We start from the raw sequence: 19,303 nt of genomic DNA, 5'->3' as shown, positions 1-19,303 counted from the left end.
GTGCCATGTGTGAACCCAGTTGTAGATAACCCGGAGACTGCAGCCTATCTCAGCGGTGATCTGGGACGGCTTGACTCCCCTGGCAAGCATGAGCAAACCCGTTCCTCGCGTACGGATGTCCCGGTGTGGGTGATTCAAAGCAAGTTGTTGCAATGTCATTCGTTCAGGCTCAGAAAGTGTTATCTTCGATTTCATAAGAACAAGCAGAAAGTCGGATTATCGGGTTATCGATTATAACAGTAATGCAGATAATTTATCTGATTAACTTATCAATAATCATGTTCTGCTCAAGAAAAAACTGTTTGGTATGGTTGGGTACAAGATAGCGGAAATATGGTATGTACTGAAAACATAGCTGGTTGTTTAGTTTATATTAAACTTGATAATGGTTAATGGATGCCTTTAGAAGTACCTGTTAATCGGAGAGTATTTATTACACAATGGCCTGCTGGATGGTGGGGAGAATTGAATTTATACCACCGTCAACATTGAGATGGCAAGATGGGGCACAAATAATGGTCGAAGTAGTATTGTCAAAATAGAAATAACTTACGACCACACAGTCCAAGTGGTCGTAATAATATGTTAGTTTACTCTATTTGTGAAAATGGCAAAACAGATTCATCTGCTGTTAACACTCTATCATTATTTCTTTCTCTATTAAGAATTGATGGTTCAATATCGTATCCTATAAGTTCTGATAATATGTATTTATTCATTAGTCCACTTAAGTAACCATCTTTATTTCGGAATGATTCTATAAATTGGCAATTATATTTGTCATCATTTGATTTGTACATAAAAGGAACGAGATATTGATCTCTACCTTTTTGATAACCATGACCTTTATTAACAATTTCTCCATGGTCAGAGGTGTATATCAATGCGTAGTTGATATTTTCTTTATTAAGAGTGTCATATATGCTTTCTACAACTCTATCTGTATGATGGATAGTTAAGTCATAGTTGTCACCATTTGGTAGTGCTAACTATCATCATTGTCGTAATTATTATAAGGTATATGACTCCCATTTAAGTGAATTACGATAAATTTTTTTTCTTCGTTATCTGAAAGAACTTTATATAATAGAGTACTTAAGTTATTATCTTTAAAGTTTGTGAGTTTTATTATATCGGATTTTTTTGCGATAAAACCGTATTTAGATGAATGAAGCCCATCTAGTTCTTGCGAACCTAGCCAGTAGGTTCTGTAACCATTTGACTTGGCCATTTCTATTATCGATTTATTTTTAAATAAGTTTTCTTCACTTTCTGGTGTATGAAATGCAAGAGACATAGAGAGAGAGTTTCTTGTTAGTGGTGCGCTAGAATGCGCATCTTTAATTATACAGCCTCCATTAGAAGAAAATATACGATACATATTGGGAGTTGTGTTTAATTTATACCCATATGCACTATAGTGAGTTGGTAATGATGATTCACCCATCACTAATATAATAGTATTAAGATTATTATTTTTCTTTCCTATTATTGAATCGTTAAATTTATCTATTTCATTTGTATTTGCATACTTGTCGCTTGAATTTCTGGAAATATACAAATAAGCAAGATCACCAATGACAGAAGGATACCTGTCCCTTATGAATCTACCTACTAGTTTATCATCCTCTCGTATATCTGCTAATAATTTCTTATCTATGGAAGCGGCGCTAAGATAGAATGTAACGAAAAAAACAAACACAGGCACTATTTTAAATGCTACAGAGTAATGAATGTCTCTTGTTTTCTTAATTATTAAATAAGATAAAGCTATTGTGACCATTATTGACGGCAATAACATTATGAAGAATAAGTGACTAATCATATTTAATGATTCTTTTTTATTCGTCTCAATAAATGAATCGAGAATAGATACGGATATTCTTTCACCAAAAACAAGAGTGTAATTTATTTGAATGGAAAGTAATAAAAGAAATATACATCCAAAACTACGCAGAATTTTATTTTTTCCCTTAATTAATAGGAAAATAGATAATAGCATTGCAAAAGTTGATAAGTTGGGTATGCTCGAATCCTTTTGAAAGATAAATGGGTTCAATAAGTAGGTTAAGCCGAATCCAATAACGATAGTTGTAATATATTTATTGTATCTATGATTAATCAGTTTCATGTTACGTTTTTTGATGAAAGATAAAGTTTGATATCATAATTATAGATTTCTTTGCACTATATCTCCACAAACATAAGCTCTTTTTTAGAGTAAAAGTTCTTATTTTTATCACACTTAACAACTTTGGAATAAAAGTTAGTCTTCCGAAATTTTGCTTATGTCAACAGGTATAAGCATGTATGTGTTGTTGTCACTGTATTTTTCCGACTTTATTCTTAATCAAGGTGAATAGGGAAGATATCAATAAATATTTTTTCTAATGAATATCAACCAAAAATTATCGAAAAAAATAGAAAGAAAAAAGAAGTTTCAAACATTGTTGAACAGCAGCAAAACCCATCCACAATCAAGCCCGCTGTTGTCATTTTTTGTCGGCCATTTTACCAGAATATTACCATCATTTTACCAAGAGCAAATTCCACCCATAAAAAAACCAACCGTAACAGGTTGGTTTTTCTAGGGAAATTTGGTCGGCATGATAGGATTTGAACCTACGACCCCCGACACCCCATGACGGTGCGCTACCAAGCTGCGCTACATGCCGATGACTTCTCTTATACTACCGTTTTTTATTTTCAAAGCAAGCCCTTAGTTTAGTGAGTGCTTGATTTTTAAACGATTAGTTTGCTAAAAATCGTTTCACCTCAGCTAATATTTGTAATAATTGAGCTAAATTTGGTTTAGTTTCCTGAATTTCATTGCCATCTAAATCATACAGATGATATTTCCCATCCTTGAAAAGGCAGACATTATTTTTAGCCGTCGTGACAATTAATGAACCGTCATCACCAGTAATAAGCCATGGATTTTCCCTTTGAGCATTAAAGAGATCTTCGCCCTGTGAGTAATCTGCAGGAGGATTAGTGGCGTGTAATAAACGAAGCATTAAGGTTGTCATGATATCTTGATGGCTAGTCAATTTATCAATAGTTTGTGCAGGGGTGCCCGGCCACTGAATTATCAGGGGAACATGGATTTGTTTACGGTTGAATTTGTCACCAGTAAGCCATTTTGAGCTGTTCACTGAGGTTTTTTTGCTCGTCTTGGCTGTAATCACAATGATCGTTTTATTCAGGATGCCTTTATTTTCCAAAGCTTCTAAAACATGGCTGATTTCAGTATCCAACGCTTTCTTATCAAATTTGCCGGATGAAGGCTTAAAACCGTTAATATCCAGAAATGAGAACCATGGTGTAGAAGTATTGCGCAGATCCAGCCATTGATTCCATTGTGCCACAGTTAAGTTATCGTTTTGTCTTTTAGCTTCTGGCAATGAATAGTCGGTCAATATAGCCTGGCGATAAAGTGGCGCTTGGAATCCATCTGAAGAGAAGAGGCCAAATTGATAACCTTGATGTGTTAGGGCATCAACAAGTACTGATGATTTTCTGGCGTTAAGGATGCCGTCTAGATAACCTGATGATATGCCATAAAATAAACCAAACAATGCAGTGTCATTCTGAATGCCTGTGCTGAAATGTTGCGTGAACTGGATATTGTTCTTCGCGAAGTGCCCCAGAGTTGGCATATCATGGGCGATGTCTTGATTATCCAACCCATCCACGACAAGTAGAAGTAAGTTATAGCCGCGTCCGGTATCCTGATAAGATAAGTCATTCAGCGGGTAATTGACACTCAAAGCTGCGGGATTACCTTGCTGGCTAATGCGGCGCTGAAACTCTTGGTGATCCAGTAAACCATGTTTTTCAAGGAACTTGCGGGCGGTCATTGGATAAGAAATTGGCAAGTTTGAACGTTGCATAGTAATCGGACGGTAGAAATTGGCATCCGCCCAGATGTACATAAGGTGTGAAGCGATAAAAGCAGTAATAAATACTGCTGCCAGTGGCTTACCAAATCGTTGACGATTTAGGCTACGTAATTTTTGCCAGCTCCATGTGCCAAAAAGCATCTGTATCAGAAAAATCAATGGAATACAGATGAACATGAGTTGCCATTCCCTTGTTAACTCGCCTTGTTCTGGGTTAGTAACTAGATTCCAGACTAATGAGGTTAAATGCAGGTGAAAGTGGACATAGACGGAGGAATCTAATATCAGTAATGTTAAACCTGCCGTTGCCAATATGGCTGAAAGAAACCTCATTAATCGCTGTGACATGACGATAAATGTCAGCGGGAATAAAACAAGTAAGTAAATGGCAAAAACAATGAAACTGAAATGACCGAGCCAACTGACCAGCGCGTAAATGCGACCAAACAGTGAACCCGGCCAGTCAGACGCAAATAGATAGCGACTGCCCAGCACCAGACTGAACATAATGTTGAACAGTGCGAACCAGTGTCCCCAACTGATCATCTGAGAAACTTTTTCGCGGTAATGCTGACAGCTAGTCACCATATTTTCTTTACGTCAAGGTGGTTAATTAAGATTAATGCGCTTTGTCTTCGTTGATTGAAGACTGTAACGCGTGTACAAACGAGTCTGCAATATGTTTGCGCTGTTCAGGAGCAATGCTTGTATTGATCAAATTCGTTACCATATTGCCCAAAACCATCAAGGTCAGGTCAGTTGGAGTATGGTTTTTCTCGAAAACATTTACTAATTCAGTTAATAAATGTTCAAATTTTTCATCGCTATAGCGGGATGACTGTGGCATAAATCAAATATCCTGAATGTACAAAGCCCTATATCTTACCGTATAGAGGGGCGATTTTCCGCTTTTTTATGACAAATTAATTTTTTGTTACCAAAGTTGCAAAAGGAGTATAAATAATGAGTCTGGAAATTACCCAGATCGCGTTACACCGGTTGATTAAACGTGATGAGCAAACGTTGGAAGTGATTCTGCGTGATTCTTTGCTGGACACTAATCAAGTGGTTGAAGAGATGATGGCAGAGTTACATCGTGTATATAGTGCGAAAAGTAAAGCTTACGGTTTATTTAATGAGGAAAGTGAACTGGCAGAATCTCTTCGTCATCTGCGTAAAGGAGATGAGGATTTTCTCGGCTTTAGTCGGGCTGCAACTGTTCGCTTGAAAGATGAGTTGGCGAAATATCCGTTCGCAGAAGGGGGAACGGTGTTGTTTTGTCAATATCGATATCTTGCTGTGGAATATTTACTGATTGCCGTTCTTAATAGTTGCAACAGCATGTCCGTCAATGATGAACTTGATGTAAATACAACGCAATATATTGATATTCCCCATGCTGATATTGTTGCCAGAATCGATTTGACTGAATGGGAAACAAATCCTGAATCCAGTCGTTACCTGACATTCCTAAAAGGACGGGTGGGGCGTAAGGTTTCTGACTTTTTTATGGATTTCCTTGCTGCCAGCGAAGGCATGAATGCCAAAGTTCAAAATAAAGGTTTATTGCAGGCTGTGGACGATTATTGTGAGTCGGCACAGTTGGATAAAAATGAACGTCAGGCTTATCGTCAGCAAGTTTATGGTTACTGTAATGAGCAGTTACAAGCTGGCGAGGAAATTAAGCTGCAAGAACTATCTCAAGAGTTACCCTCATTGGGAGAGCAAAATTTTCAGCAATTTTCGCAAGGACAGGGCTATGAATTGGAAGAGAGTTTTCCGGCCGATCGCGGAACGTTGCGCCAATTGACAAAATTCGCGGGCAGTGGGGGAGGATTAACTATCAACTTTGATGCCATGTTGATGGGAGAGAGAATTTTTTGGGATCCAGTAACGGATACGTTGACGATTAAAGGCACACCGCCAAACCTACGTGATCAATTGCAACGTCATGGTGGCAATCGCTAAACTGGTAACAGTGAAAAATTAATCTGTAGAAATAAATAACGCCGCAAATGCGGCGTTATTTACTCGGCGTCCCGATAAAAGCTCGACTGTGGCTAATTAAGCACGCAGGAAATCGATGTGCGTCAGTTTAGGTTTAAACGGATGACGCTGTACTGCCTGCACTTTAACTTTAGTTTCTTTACCATCAACAACCAGAGTCATAACTTCGTAGAATTCTGGTTTGCTTTCGTGGTTGATAACTGCATCGTGATCCAGTTCGATAGAAACTGGCTCTTGGTTACCACCGTAGATGATTGCTGGAAACTTGTTAGCTCTACGCAGGCGGCGGCTCGCACCTTTGCCCTGCTCTTTACGTACTTCTGCATTAATAGTTAACATTATTTTTTCTCTGTAAAAGAAGAAAATAAATCCTGCTACAGGCGACCCAGCAGCAGGTTCGATACTTGGCTTAACATTATGTATTACGCTAAGCGGGCGGCATTCTAACGAAAAACCGATATAACGGCAAATATAAATATGCTTTCCGGTCGGTTAATGGATTAGTGGGCAGGTTGTTTGACATATTTAATGCAAATCATCTTTAGTACAAATCATCAGCCCGCCTAAATCGTCCTTGATAATCAAAAACCTTATCTCGAATTTGCCAAAATTGCCCTTTTTTACGTGCGACAACAAAATCAGGGTGGCGCAAGGAAGGAAGCTGATTAGCAATATCTGCCGCTGTTTTCCAACGAAAAATGGTTTCTGGTGCACGCTGGTGTTGGCGAAGAAATTGTAGTTCAAATACTTTCTTTTGGGCCGGGGTGGATAAACGGAATAGTTCTGATACATCGGCACCATCTTCATCGTAATAGGTGATTTTCAGCCATTCCCCTTTGTTGTCGTGACCCGGCGTTAGCTGCATTCCGCCACAACGCAACACCAGCGCATCTTTAAGTTTCAGCGCTGCTTTCAGCATATCATCGGGATCGACGAGTATTTCGTCACAACGGTGACAACGTCGGGCTGCAATATCATTTTCTGCGCCACAATGGGGGCATGATTTGAAACGAAAACGGAAATCACATTGTTGGCGTCTCCCATTTTCGTCTTCTTCCCAGCCTTGGCAGCGCCGTCCAAAATGTTCAATGATTTCTCCATCTGCTGTGCATGTACCCCAAAAAGTATTGGCAAATTGGCAGATGGGGCAGAATACCTGTACAGGCTGGTTTTGCGAATTGGGTTTGTTGCTACCTACTTCTGGGGTGTAAAGATCGTGAGGATTACCAGCATAGTCCAGAATCAGGCAATCTTTTTTGTCAGGAAATAAACGTAAACCGCGCCCGACGATTTGCTGATAGAGGCTGACGGATTCTGTTGGACGCAATATAGCGATTAAATCAACATGAGGAGCATCAAATCCTGTTGTGAGTACCGCAACATTGACCATATAGCGAAGTTGCTGTTCTTTGAATGCCGTAATTAAGAAATCTCGTTCAGATGCGGGCGTATTTGCGCTGACTAGCGCGGCTTGGTCTGTAGGCAGCAATTGGAAAATTTCTTTGGCATGCTCTATCGTAGCTGCGAAAATCATCACACCTTTTCGATCTTGTGCATATTCAATGACTTGTTTAATGATATGAGGCGTGATGCGCTTTTGACGTTTGAGCTCTCGGTTTAATTCCGTTTCGTTAAATATCCCTTGTTGGCTGGTACGTACCTGGCTGAAATCATATTGTATTACGGGCATATCCAGCCTTTCTGGAGAAACCAGAAAATGGTGCTTAATCATATAACGTAATGGAAGTTCATAAATACAATCGCGAAAAAAACTGCGCTCATCACCGCGGATCATGCCATGATAATGATATTGATATATCCAGCCAGAGCCGAGGCGATAAGGCGTTGCAGTTAAACCTAATATGCGGATTTGGGAATTGTTTTTCCGGAGCTGCTGGATGATTTGTTGATATTGACTGTTTTCGTCATCGCTGATGCGATGGCATTCATCGATAATTAGCAGTGAAAAATGGTGATCAAAACAATCCAGGTTGCGGGCAATGGATTGGATGCTACCAAAAACTACTTTTCCTTCGCTTTGTTTTTGGTTCAATCCGGCAGAAAAAATGTCGGCATTTAATCCATAAGCACAATATTTGCTGTGGTTTTGCGCAACGAGTTCTTTGACATGTGCCAGTACTAAAACGCGGCCATGAGCCAATTTTGCCAGTTCAGCAATAACAAGGCTTTTACCTGCGCCTGTCGGCAAAACAATAACGGCAGGATCTTTGTGTTGGCGAAAATAGCGAATGGTTGCGTCTACCGCTTCTTGTTGATAAGGACGTAAAGTAAAAGCCATTTTTATGTTACTGTCACAAACATCAGGTAAAAGATAATTGATGTAGAGAATAACATTTTTCATTTAGCCCTGCTGCCGAGAAATAACTTGTTATTATTTTTCAGAGAAGAAGTGGGCTATAACGTGTAGCTTATTATTGATATAGTTACTGTCGTGATGATTTTCCTATAAATTATCTGTTTAACTTTGTATCCTAGTCATGGCCTTGAAGTTGTTCGCGATATCAAGGACGTGTTCATATGTATTTATTTTTGTCAGGTATTTCTATTCATGCGATTGGATAAATTTTTATCACAACAATTAGGTATTAGCCGCAACTATGTGGGGCGAGAGTTGCGGGCAGGGCGAGTTACTGTCGATGACGAAATCATCAAAACAGGCGCCTATAAGTTGAAGTCCGATCAACAAGTTGCCTATGATGGTTCGATATTGCAACAATTAAATGGTCCGCGTTATTTCATGTTGAATAAACCTCAGGGATATGTGTGTTCGACAGATGATCCGTCAAACCCAACAATTTTGTATTTTATTGATGAGCCGGTTGCCCATAAATTACATTCAGCAGGGCGTTTGGATATCGATACTACAGGGCTGGTGCTGCTGACTGATGACGGACAATGGTCACACCGTATTACATCTCCCAAACATCATTGTGAAAAAACCTATCTTGTTACATTGGAACACCCCATTGCTGAGGATATCGAGCAAAAATTCCTGACAGGAGTGCAGCTAAATGGGGAAAAAACCCTGACAAAACCCGCACAACTGGAAATTATTGAGCCTCAACTTGTTCGTTTGACCATTAGTGAAGGGCGTTATCATCAAGTAAAACGAATGTTTGCCGCAGTAGAGAATCATGTTGTAGCGCTTCATCGGGAGCGAATTGGCGAAATTTATCTCGATCCTGAATTGGAGCAAGGAGAATATCGAGCGCTGACTGATAGTGAAATCAACAGCATACAAACGCCAACACCTTAATTTTATCCTTTAACTGATTCAGGAGTTACTGCGTGCAACAACAGCGTTCGTCCTATTTGGGATTAGTATTGATCCTTGGTTTGCTTTCTATGTTAATGCCATTGGCAATTGATATGTATTTGCCGAGTATGCCAACGATCGCTAAAGATTTTGGTGTCAATGATGGCTTGGTACAGATGACACTGAGTAGCTATATTTTGGGCTTTGCCATTGGCCAAATGGTTTATGGGCCAATGTCGGATAGTTTGGGGCGAAAACCCGTCATTCTGGGCGGTATTATTGTTTTTGTCATCTCTTCTGTTGCATGTGCTTTAGCACAAGATATTGATACTTTCATCGCTATGCGTTTCTTGCATGGATTTTCTGCTGCGGCTGCCAGTGTTGTAATCAATGCTCTTATGCGTGATAAATTCACAAAAGAGGAATTTTCCCGCAGCATGTCTTTTGTGACATTGGTGATGATCATTGCACCTTTATTAGCTCCCATGTTAGGTGGGCTGTTGATGGTATGGTTCAATTGGCATGCTATTTTCTGGTCGATTGCTGTTGTGGCGGTAATTGCTACAGCTCTGGTTGCTTTCTTCATCAAAGAGACGTTGCCTAAAGAAAAAAGGCAGCGATTTCACTTAAAAACGACTTTGAAGCAGTTTGTTATGCTGTTTCGGCAACGCCAAGTGCTATGTTATATCTTAGCCAGCGGTTTTTCCTTTGCAGGAATGTTCTCTTTTCTTAGTGTTGGTGCATTTGTTTACATTAAGTTAAACGGTGTGTCTGAACAGCATTTTGGTTACTATTTTGGGCTGAATATTATTTTTCTGTTCATTATGGCAACCATTAATAGCCAGTGTGTTCGCAAATATGGCCCATTGAAAATGTTGCATATTGGATTGTACGTTCAATTTGTCATGGGATTATGGTTACTGTTTAGCACCATGTTTGATCTGGGATTTATTTCTCTGGTTATGGGGGTTGCTATTTATATCAGCGGAATTTCCATGATTACGTCTAACACTATGGCTGTTGTATTGGACGATTATCCTCATATGGCTGGAACGGTTGCTTCATTGGCAGGAACCATCCGTTTTAGTATTGCAGCATTAGTAGGCACTATTTTGTCTTTATTGCCAGAGGAAAGTGCATGGCCAATGGTTGGTTCAATGGCGTTATGCGTAATATTGGCAATGTTGTTGATTATATATGCACGTGATAAGTTGCATAAATAATCAGTATTATAAATAGTTTAAAATAGTAACGATCAGAAAGTAATTAGGATCGTGCATCAAATGTTTTTAAAGGCCATCTGTCAGTATGGGGTGGTCTTTTGTTTATTATCAGATGTTATTCTTCTCGTATCTAATAAAAAGACATTTGTTCAGGTTTCTTCTTGAGCCGATGTAGAGATTGAAATTAACTCCGTTCTCCTAAAGTACTTTAGATTTTAAAGGTACGATTCATTAATCCGATAAACAGGAAATATCGAACAATCATCAAACAAGTTTAATTATTTGTTAATTTTATCATATCTGATCAATATTGAAATGTTACTTTTTTGTTAACTTGTTATAATGGCTTCATGATTCTGGAAGGTCATAAGGTTGTCATTATTTAACCTATTGTAAATAAAAAGATTATGCTTTTATTGGTACTCAGTGATGTTTGAAAAAATAAATATGTAAATAAATCTTGAATGAAAGGTTGCTGTTTTGCATAAAAATAAGTTGAATTATTTACTTAAACAGTATAAATATATACAAAATGCGAGTTCGATCTCACTTTTTTTAGATAGAAGACGAAGTAGGTGAGATAACGCGATTTTTATTTTAACTTTTTGTTTACTTTTTTGTTGGTGGTTATTCGGTTTTAACGAATCGATAACCTACAGCTGGTGGTTAGATGTATTAATGTTGTTTCTGATAGGAATGATACGTGAATAATATTCAACTTTCGGTAGTACATAGGCTGCCGCAAAGTTATCGGTGGTCATCTGGTTTTGTTGGTACAAAAGTTGAGATTTTACCAGCAGAAGAAACAGATTTAAGAAATAGCCTGATGGGGCTGAAATTATTAAGCCATGAAGGCGAAAAAGCGCGGGAGATTTTGCAAGCTATAAATCAGTCTATTGCTGATATGCAGATACTAAGTGCTGTGATTGAATGGGAAGGGGAGCCATGTTTGTTTTTTGCTAAGGAAGATGAGAGTGCTGTGATATGTCGTTTAAAGACGTTAGGCGCTGCAATTGCAGAAAATATAACTGCGCTGTATCCATTATAATTCTACCTATTGATCAAAAATGATAAAAAACGCTTCTTAGATAGAAGCGTTTTTTAAAGTTTGCAAGGGAAAATCTTAGTAACACAGGTGATTCAGTTATATCGAGGCTTTTATATCATCTGATAATACTCGTCTTGCACCGTAGTAACGTTTATTCCAGTAAGTATCGGTCAGTTTGGAAACAATAACCCCGTTGCTGGTTGAAGCGTGGACAAATTGATGATTGCCGATATAGATACCGATATGACGCATACGAATCCCCGTCTTAAACAGTACCAAATCGCCCGCCTGCAATTTAGAGCGATTAACGGTTTGTCCTATATTCTGCTGTTCCAATGTGGAACGTGGTAACTCTATCCCAAATTGGTCATGAAAAGTACGTTGTACAAAAGCAGAACAATCAATACCGCGTTTGGTGTTCCCGCCAAATCGATAGGCGACACCTTTCCAGTCTGCGTATTGATTAAGTATCTTAGACTTAATATCTAAGCTGTTAACCAGCGTTTCAAATTCATCCTGAGATGTTTGCAGTAAATAATGCTTTTGAGAGTTTACTGCATGCATCTCAGTTTGTTTATTGCGTAGCTTGGAATCTGGTGAACTACATGCGGTCAGTACCACTGCCGTCAAAATTGCGGGTATCAGCCGCATGATATATCTCAGTATTGATTGAGATTTGACCATTATATTGATTTTCCCTTGCAGTCCTTAATGTGGCTTATCGACATCATGAAAACACTAAACGTTTTAAAGCTTAGTCAGAAGATGGTGAATTAACAAATTTTCTGTCCATAAAGTGTGCTAAGCAACACATTTTATTAGTATCTTTACAAAGAGTGTTATTTTAATAAACAGGACGCATGGAAGATTACTGAAATCATTAGTAAAAAGCGAGAGACAAAAAGAATTATTTACAAAAAATTAGATTAATAAGTAAGGGGTTAGAATGATTTGTTGTTATTTTATACTTCTTTGATAAATATAGTGTGATATTGAGGAGATAATAGGTATCTCCTCAATATTATTATCTTAATTACTGCGTCTAATATGCGGTAATTTCTTGTCTAGCCATGTTGCCATAATGTCACTTAATGGGGTCAGCAATACCCAGCTCATGCCAATCAGTGTCAGGGACAAAGAGCCTACAGCAATGTCTGTAAACCAGTGAGCACCAGCCATAATACGTGGAAGAGCAAAAGTGACCATAATCAGTAAAGCAATGAAGAATGCACCACGGGAGATATAACGCAAAATAAAGCTGCTGAAAATTAAGAGCATCAACCCATGATCACCAGGAAAGCTGTCTTTGGATGCATCTTTTGTATGCCAGCTTGTCATTTCGTTTATGCGATTCACATTTTCAAATGTCAGCGTCGGGCTTGGGCGACTGACGGGGATCCGATGTCCTATTTGATTAATGATAACGGCCGAGATGATCATCACTAGACCAATCATGAAAAGTCGGCGTTTGCCTGCATAATCCTGTTTCCGAAACGCGCTGTAGTACAATAGGCCCATGCATAGAAGCGATATAACATCAAATGCCCTGACGTTCGCGATGGCTACAAATAGAGCAAATTTTGAATCTGGCAATAATTTTTCATTAAAAAAATAAAAAATAGAGGAATCAATGTGGAACCAAAAGCCGTGGTTCTCAGGCAAGTACCATGAGAGAAACAGGGCGATACCAAGGATATTGAGAAGAAGTATAGCGAGTGGGTGACTACGAGTCATGGGATACCTATTTAACACATAAAGTGGACTTTGGTAGACAAATAAACTGGGAGGGGACTATAACAAAATTTATAGGAAAGCGTAATCATCATCGAATGAAGTGAGTAACGTGTAGTTATATCAGTATATTTGTATAGTTCATCAGTGAATCTTTTTGTTGTTAAATATGCAAATAACCTAATGATATCGGAAAAATAGCTAAATCCCTACGGCAGTACCGATAATATATATTTGGTGTAATGTTGGTATCTGACTATTATTAAATAATCACAAATTGGTTTTCTCATATCTTAACTTATTAGGATATTATGTTGAAATGTAGCTTAGGTTAGTAAAAAGTATTAAAGAAAGTGTTTCATTTGCCGTTAAGTTGTTATATAGATAGCAGAGCGTTACACCATTATCTGGTTTTAAAATTAGCGCGGGGCTGAAATTGAAAAAAGATAATAATACCTGCAATGGAGGTTGAATGCTTATGTTACGAAAAATGACAACTTTTTTGTTTATGTCTTTATCTTATCCTGTAATGGCGAATTCTCCGTCAACCTCAAATTCTGGAACGATTTATTTCTATGGTGCTATTGTTGAACCGCCATGCCAAGTCAATTGGGATGAAAATCATACTAAAATGCACTGCTGGTATAATGGTGAACAGTTAAATCAGGAAAAAATTATAGAATATCAAAAAGATGATAATTCTCCATTATCTATCCCAAAGCACATCGGAAAAGAAGAAATAAAATGGGTGGGAGAAAATAAAGAATTAGGTATTATTACTATAACTTATCACTAAATGTTATATGGAAGTATAATAATTATCTCATTTATTTTATCTAAATAATATAAAAGAAAATTAATAAACTTATCTGTGATTTAGCTCAAGACAATGATTACTAATAACATGCTTGTTAATTGGTCAATAAAATTAATGTTTTTTTAGTTTAAAGAAATCTCTTTTGATATTTATCAATAAAAGATTCCAATGTCGTATTTTTTTCACATGAAGTAGTTATTATGGAGATGAAGGAATAAAAGGTAGCTGAGTTTTAGTTAATGGAAAAACGAAAGTGAGGTGACCATGCAAAATTATCTTAAATTGTTAATTAGTTGTTTGTTGGTTTCATGGCTTTCTTATGGATATGCCGAATCTAAAGGAGGAGTAATTCGGTTTTCTGGTGCAATTGTTGACCCCGGATGTCAAGTCGTTGTATCAAATACTCAAGCCAATATCTCTTGCTATCGATTAGGGAAAAATCTCACTGTTAAACAAATCATTTCAACTCACAAAACGAAAGGTAATGTCGTGCTTCCTGGTAACATAGGTGTTTCCAGCGTGAAGTGGACTGACAATCAGAAACGTGTGGCAATTGTTAATGTGGATTATTTCTAACTTAATAGACAGACGATGAGTTGCTCTTTGCATTAAGTATTATCTTGTCAAAAGAGCAACTCATATTTAAAGATAAAGAATTAGTCACAACGTCCCATATAGCGACGTTCTGCAATATGAATACGGATTTTTTCACCTGAACTCAGGTACTCCGGAACCTGAATAGTCAATCCTGTACTCATCTTAGCCGGCTTAGTGCGGGCGCTTGCTGATGCACCCTTGATACCCGGTGATGTTTCTTCAATGACCATATCAACAGTTTGAGGTAATTCAAGAGATAACAATTGCCCATCCATTGTTAGGACTTGCATTCCTGGTAGACCGTCTTCAGGAATAAAGAATAATTCCTCTTCTATTTGATCTTTTTTGAAGTGATAAGGAGTGAAGTCTTCGTCATCCATAAAAATATATTCATCACCGTCAATATAGGAAAAACTCACACCACGGCGTGTTAATGTGATGGTTTCAAGAATGTCATCGCCTTTGAAACGTTCTTCCACTTTCTGACCAGTACGAATATCAGTAAAACGCATCTTATACAGAGTGCTGGCACCGCGTGCGCTGGGTGACTGAATATCAATGTCTTTAACTAATAATAGTTTTCCGTTGTAGCTGATTGCAGCGCCACGCTTAATTTCATTGGCTTTAGCCATAGATACCTTCTATAAAAACAAGGAAATAGTGGAATGAATATTTAGGTGGCGACAAAATTACTCGTAGTTAACCTGTTAGGCAAGAGATGAATGAATGCCCCAGTAAAAATACTGGAGCGAGTAAAAAACATTACCGATAAACAGGCAATACATCAAACAAAGATAGAATGTGTGCTAGCGCATTTATCAAACCGAACAGGATAACGAAGATAATCAAAAAATTACCGCCCGGAGCTTGATAGCTAGATGTTGGATAGCGTTTACGACTGGCTCGGGCCATTAAAGCAGGAACAATAACTGCCCAAATGGTTGCTGCCAAACCAGCAAAGCCGATTGCATATAAGAAACCGTTTGGAAAGACCAGAGCTAATACAGTGGGAGGAATAAAAGTAATCAGTGCTGTCTTAAAACGTCCTTTTCGTGAATCGTCGAATTTAAAGAAGTCTGCCAAATAGTCAAATAGTCCTAATGATACACCTAAGAATGAACTCGCCAAGGCCATATATGAGAAGGCATTCAAGAATTTAGTTATTGTCGTATTATCGGAAGTCTTATCCATTTGTTGCAGCAAGTTACCAATATTACCACCATCAGCAATAATCTGCTTGAAGGCTTCACGAGGAATATTTCCCTGAATGACGTACTGCCATAAAATGTAAATCGCTAATGTTATCAAGGTTCCGTATAGCAAGCTATGTACGACAGCTTTGCTGTCTTTATGGTAATACTTGACCAGCCCCGGAACATTACCGTGATAGCCAAATGAGGCCAGTAAATAAGGCAAAGCGATTAAAGCATAGGGTAAATAGCTTGAATTGGTATTAATCTGATCAAATAAGATAGCAGGCTTCACTTCGATAAACATACCACTGACGGACATGATAAAGGTAATTACCATTCCGCCTATCAAGATAGTACTTAAGCGATCTACTGCTTTAGTGGATAACCAGACAATAAAGGCAACGATAAAGGCGAAATACAGGCCGGATATTGATTGAGGTAATGGAATAATATTATTGATATTTTGAGAAATAATTGAGCTGCCTGCTGAAATATAAGCATAGGTCAGTATATACAGAACGAAGGTGATGGATAAACCGTTAAGAGTGCTCCAGCCTTTGCCCAGCAAGTCTTTAGTGACGGTATGGAAGCTGGAACCAGCAGGGTAATTCATATTGGCTTCCAGAATCATCAGACCTGAGAAATACATACATGCGCAGGTATACACCAGCAAAATGATTGATCCTGTAAACCAGACACCTGAACTGACAATCGGAATGGAAAACATACCTGCACCGACAGCAGTACCGGCAATGATCATAGCTCCACCAAATATGGAGGGGCGTTTCAAATTTTGCGTTACCTCAATGGTCATATAGATTTCCTTATGAATGGTGTTACTTTGTACTAGCGCGACGATATATTAATGAATCATATGTGTAAACAAATAATTATAGGAAATAACTAAATTGCATTTGTTACATTTGTTGCATTTTGCATACAAAGATGAGGCAGGTGATCTGAGATAGTCTGCCTGAAGAGATTGATATTAAGTTGTAAAATAGAATTGCGCTTTTTGCCACAGCTTGATGGCATTACGACTGGCTTCAAAATGAGGTTCGGGTAGGTTATCAGGATTACACCAAATTAATTGTTCGCATTTCTCTGGTTCCATTAATTTGGGTTCACCTCCGGTATACTGTGCCAGTAGACAGACTGAAACTGTGTGCTTTCCTTCTTCTCGATACGTTTCGAGATTATTGCAAATACCATAAACTCTGGGGTCTTGGATTGTTAGGCCAATCTCTTCTTGAATTTCTCGCATGGCGCATTCTTCAAAGGTTTCACCGGGATCGACATGACCACCAAAAATTGACCAGTATGGTGCATGCTGGCTGGTACGTTTTCCCAGTAGAATTTCACCCTTATCGTTAACGATGATGACACCAACTCCGACAATAACTGACACTGATATACTCCTCCGGATAGTATTTATTTATGCTGCTTCAGATAGATTCTAGTCATCTGATAAGAAATAATTCTGTTGCATATTTTTACTTTTAGATCCCAGTAACACAATGATCAATCCGGTGTAATTTTAACTGAAACGATTCAATTTTGATGTTATAAATAAAAGATAAATTTTAATGTTACTTATGACTGTTTATTCAGGAGACACCGGGCAAGATGAGCCGTCGAGTTGCCACAATTACCTTAAATCCAGCTTATGATTTAGTTGGTTTATGCCCAGATATTGTTAAGGGAAATGTTAACCGTGTACAGACGGCAGGGTTTCATGCTGCTGGTAAAGGGAACAATGTTGCGAAGGTACTGCGTGATTTAGGTATTGATGTTACTGTCAGTGGTTTTCTGGGGCGAGAGAATCAAGAAGGATTTCAGCAGTTTTTTAGCGAAAACAGAATGGTAAATCGTTTCCATTTGGTCTCAGGGCGAACGCGCATTAATGTCAAATTGACCGAAAAACAAGGTGAAGTAACGGATTTTAATTTTTCGGGTTTTCATGTGACGGAAGAAGAATGGAATCGATTTGTTAATGATTCTCTCACATGGCTGGGGCAGTTCGATATGGTTGTAATCAGCGGTAGTTTACCCGAAGGGATTACAGCGGAATCATTTGCGGATTGGATGATGCAATTACGGCAGTTTTGTCCCTGCGTTATTTTCGACAGTAGTCGTGAAGCTCTTGTAGCGGGACTTAAGGCATCACCTTGGCTGGTAAAACCCAATCGACATGAGTTGGAAATTTGGGTGGGTAAGCCATTGCCGGATTTGAACAGTGTTATTGATGCAGCCCATGAATTGCGTAATAAAGGGATCGCCCATGTTGTCATTTCTCTGGGGGAACAGGGGGCATTATGGGTGAATGCTTCTGGCGCATGGTTGGCAAAACCGCCACATTGTGAGGTAGTCAGTACGGTTGGGGCAGGAGACTCTATGGTCGGTGGATTGGTCTATGGTTTGCTGATGAGAGAATCCAGTGAACATACATTGCGTCTGGCAACCGCAGTTTCTGCACTCACGGTTAGCCAGCCGAATGTTGGGATTAAAAGCCGCACGGAACTTGCATCAATGATGTCGAAGATTGAGTTAGTATCGGTCAGGTAATGATTTTTGCTGGGATTTTAGCCAGGAAATTTCTTGTTCCCAGATATCTGGATTGATCGTTTCAAGAATTAAGGGAATGCCATTGAAACGGTCATCTTTCATAATATAGCTGAAAGGCGTTTTACCGATATTGCCTTCACCAAGGCTGTGATGCCGGTCAACACGGCTGGAAAATTCGCTCTTAGCATCATTCAGATGCATGGCTTTAAGATATCTGAACCCAACGATTTCATCGAATGCCTTGAAAGTTTCATCGCAATCTTTTTCAGTACGTAAATCATAACCAGCAGCGAAAGCGTGGCAGGTATCAATACAAACTCCAACACGAGATTTGTCTTCGACGCCATCAATAATTGCCGCCAGTTGTTCGAATTTAAAACCGAGATTGGTGCCTTGCCCGGCAGTGTTTTCGATGACAGCAGTGACACCTTGGGTTTTGTCCAAAGTAATATTAATGGATTCCGCAATACGAGCGAGGCATTTATCAATGTCAATTTTGTTGAGATGGCTGCCTGGATGGAAATTCAGCAAGTCGATGCCTAACTGTTCACAGCGTTGCATTTCATCAAGGAACGCAGCGCGGGATTTTTCCAGATTGTCCGTTTCAGGATGACCAAGATTGATTAGATAACTGTCATGAGGAAGAATTTGTCGGCTGCTATAGTCATAACGTTCACAGTTTGCTTTGAATTTATCAATGACATCTGTTGATAACGGCGGTGCATGCCACTGGCGCTGGTTTTTCGTGAATAGGGCAAATGCTGTTGCATTTAATTCATGGGCACGGATCACCGCCTGATCAACACCGCCAGAGGCGCTAACATGGGCTCCAACAAATTTCATATCATTTTCTCCTGTGTTTTCGTCATTATGGCATTGTTCGCCCTGTTGATAAAATTTTGGCAGAAAAAGTCAATTTAATTTGGTATCAGATATAACTTCG

General features: G+C 38.7%; 20 protein-coding genes and 1 tRNA gene. 7 read left to right on the top strand and 14 right to left on the bottom strand.

Annotated features, from left to right (window positions below; translation table 11 throughout):
* From PSI14_RS13880 to PSI14_RS13855, 6 genes are all read right to left on the bottom strand, one after another.
* A partial coding sequence (locus tag PSI14_RS13880; RefSeq protein ID WP_273576447.1) for a helix-turn-helix domain-containing protein occupies nucleotides 1–90 on the bottom strand: 90 nt, incomplete at its 3' end.
* Nucleotides 91–590: 500 nt separating this feature from the next.
* Nucleotides 591–923 carry a sulfatase-like hydrolase/transferase gene (locus PSI14_RS13875; protein ID WP_273576446.1) on the bottom strand — a complete coding sequence of 111 codons (333 nt, stop codon included), beginning with the start codon at nucleotides 921–923 and terminating at the stop codon, nucleotides 591–593.
* 62 nt (nucleotides 924–985) lie between these two features.
* The gene (locus tag PSI14_RS13870) at nucleotides 986–2,131 is read right to left on the bottom strand and encodes a sulfatase-like hydrolase/transferase (protein WP_273576442.1); all 1,146 of its coding nucleotides are present in this window, start codon (nucleotides 2,129–2,131) and stop codon (nucleotides 986–988) included.
* 467 nt (nucleotides 2,132–2,598) lie between these two features.
* Nucleotides 2,599–2,675 (bottom strand) — tRNA-Pro (locus tag PSI14_RS13865).
* 75 nt (nucleotides 2,676–2,750) lie between these two features.
* Entirely contained in the window at nucleotides 2,751–4,490 is a 1,740-nt protein-coding gene (gene yejM / locus PSI14_RS13860; RefSeq protein ID WP_273576441.1) for an LPS biosynthesis-modulating metalloenzyme YejM, read from the bottom strand.
* A gap of 31 nt (nucleotides 4,491–4,521) precedes the next feature.
* Nucleotides 4,522–4,749: a YejL family protein gene (locus PSI14_RS13855; RefSeq protein ID WP_273576440.1), complete on the bottom strand. Its 228-nt coding sequence runs from the start codon at nucleotides 4,747–4,749 to the stop codon at nucleotides 4,522–4,524.
* 116 nt (nucleotides 4,750–4,865) lie between these two features.
* Here PSI14_RS13855 and yejK point away from each other — a divergent pair, with 116 nt between their 5' ends.
* Nucleotides 4,866–5,870 carry a nucleoid-associated protein YejK gene (gene yejK / locus PSI14_RS13850; protein ID WP_273576439.1) on the top strand — a complete coding sequence of 335 codons (1,005 nt, stop codon included), beginning with the start codon at nucleotides 4,866–4,868 and terminating at the stop codon, nucleotides 5,868–5,870.
* 96 nt (nucleotides 5,871–5,966) lie between these two features.
* Here the strand turns inward: yejK and rplY are convergent, their stop codons facing one another.
* Together rplY and radD are read right to left on the bottom strand one after the other, a co-directional pair.
* Nucleotides 5,967–6,248: a 50S ribosomal protein L25 gene (gene rplY / locus PSI14_RS13845; protein WP_038235979.1), complete on the bottom strand. Its 282-nt coding sequence runs from the start codon at nucleotides 6,246–6,248 to the stop codon at nucleotides 5,967–5,969.
* Nucleotides 6,249–6,450: 202 nt separating this feature from the next.
* A complete protein-coding gene (radD, locus tag PSI14_RS13840) occupies nucleotides 6,451–8,208 on the bottom strand; it encodes a DNA repair helicase RadD (protein ID WP_273576445.1) in 1,758 nt (585 codons plus the stop codon).
* Nucleotides 8,209–8,478: 270 nt separating this feature from the next.
* Between radD and rsuA the strand changes: the two genes are divergently transcribed.
* The 3 genes from rsuA (at nucleotide 8,479) to PSI14_RS13825 (ending at nucleotide 11,457) form a co-directional block, all read left to right on the top strand.
* Entirely contained in the window at nucleotides 8,479–9,186 is a 708-nt protein-coding gene (gene rsuA, locus PSI14_RS13835) for a 16S rRNA pseudouridine(516) synthase RsuA (protein WP_273576438.1), read from the top strand.
* 32 nt (nucleotides 9,187–9,218) lie between these two features.
* On the top strand, nucleotides 9,219–10,409 hold the full coding sequence (locus PSI14_RS13830) for a Bcr/CflA family multidrug efflux MFS transporter (RefSeq protein ID WP_273576437.1): 1,191 nt from the start codon (nucleotides 9,219–9,221) through the stop codon (nucleotides 10,407–10,409).
* A gap of 703 nt (nucleotides 10,410–11,112) precedes the next feature.
* Complete coding sequence (locus tag PSI14_RS13825; protein ID WP_273576436.1) at nucleotides 11,113–11,457, top strand: YejG family protein; 345 nt, start codon at nucleotides 11,113–11,115, stop codon at nucleotides 11,455–11,457.
* A gap of 96 nt (nucleotides 11,458–11,553) precedes the next feature.
* Here the strand turns inward: PSI14_RS13825 and mepS are convergent, their stop codons facing one another.
* Nucleotides 11,554–12,141: a bifunctional murein DD-endopeptidase/murein LD-carboxypeptidase gene (mepS, locus tag PSI14_RS13820; protein WP_273576435.1), complete on the bottom strand. Its 588-nt coding sequence runs from the start codon at nucleotides 12,139–12,141 to the stop codon at nucleotides 11,554–11,556.
* A gap of 345 nt (nucleotides 12,142–12,486) precedes the next feature.
* Nucleotides 12,487–13,191, bottom strand: a complete 705-nt coding sequence (locus PSI14_RS13815) for a phosphatase PAP2 family protein (RefSeq protein WP_273576434.1) — start codon at nucleotides 13,189–13,191, stop codon at nucleotides 12,487–12,489.
* A 475-nt stretch (nucleotides 13,192–13,666) separates the two neighbouring features.
* Here PSI14_RS13815 and PSI14_RS13810 point away from each other — a divergent pair, with 475 nt between their 5' ends.
* Nucleotides 13,667–13,984, top strand: a complete 318-nt coding sequence (locus tag PSI14_RS13810; protein WP_273576433.1) for a YmdA family protein — start codon at nucleotides 13,667–13,669, stop codon at nucleotides 13,982–13,984.
* A 285-nt stretch (nucleotides 13,985–14,269) separates the two neighbouring features.
* A complete protein-coding gene (locus PSI14_RS13805; RefSeq protein WP_273576432.1) occupies nucleotides 14,270–14,581 on the top strand; it encodes a YmdA family protein in 312 nt (103 codons plus the stop codon).
* Nucleotides 14,582–14,661: 80 nt separating this feature from the next.
* On the opposite strand, the gene yeiP is transcribed toward PSI14_RS13805, so the two are convergent.
* The 3 genes from yeiP to PSI14_RS13790 all read right to left on the bottom strand — a co-directional run bounded on the left by yeiP (nucleotide 14,662) and on the right by PSI14_RS13790 (nucleotide 17,203).
* On the bottom strand, nucleotides 14,662–15,234 hold the full coding sequence (yeiP, locus tag PSI14_RS13800) for an elongation factor P-like protein YeiP (protein ID WP_273576431.1): 573 nt from the start codon (nucleotides 15,232–15,234) through the stop codon (nucleotides 14,662–14,664).
* Between the two features lie 130 nt (nucleotides 15,235–15,364).
* Nucleotides 15,365–16,609 (bottom strand): tryptophan permease, encoded by a 1,245-nt coding sequence (gene mtr / locus PSI14_RS13795; RefSeq protein WP_273576430.1) that lies wholly within the window; start codon nucleotides 16,607–16,609, stop codon nucleotides 15,365–15,367.
* Nucleotides 16,610–16,783: 174 nt separating this feature from the next.
* Entirely contained in the window at nucleotides 16,784–17,203 is a 420-nt protein-coding gene (locus PSI14_RS13790) for a nucleotide triphosphate diphosphatase NUDT15 (protein ID WP_273576429.1), read from the bottom strand.
* Between the two features lie 218 nt (nucleotides 17,204–17,421).
* On the opposite strand from PSI14_RS13790, the gene fruK reads away from it, so the two are divergent.
* A complete protein-coding gene (gene fruK, locus PSI14_RS13785; protein ID WP_273576428.1) occupies nucleotides 17,422–18,360 on the top strand; it encodes a 1-phosphofructokinase in 939 nt (312 codons plus the stop codon).
* On the opposite strand, the gene nfo is transcribed toward fruK, so the two are convergent.
* Nucleotides 18,343–19,203 carry a deoxyribonuclease IV gene (nfo, locus tag PSI14_RS13780; protein ID WP_273576427.1) on the bottom strand — a complete coding sequence of 287 codons (861 nt, stop codon included), beginning with the start codon at nucleotides 19,201–19,203 and terminating at the stop codon, nucleotides 18,343–18,345. The genes fruK and nfo overlap by 18 nt on opposite strands.
* Between the last annotated feature and the right edge of the window lie 100 nt (nucleotides 19,204–19,303).

It is taken from the genome of Xenorhabdus anantnagensis, assembly GCF_028598555.1.
GTDB classification, from domain to species: Bacteria; Pseudomonadota; Gammaproteobacteria; order Enterobacterales; family Enterobacteriaceae; genus Xenorhabdus; species Xenorhabdus anantnagensis.
This window is presented reverse-complemented; position numbering and strand designations above follow the sequence as displayed.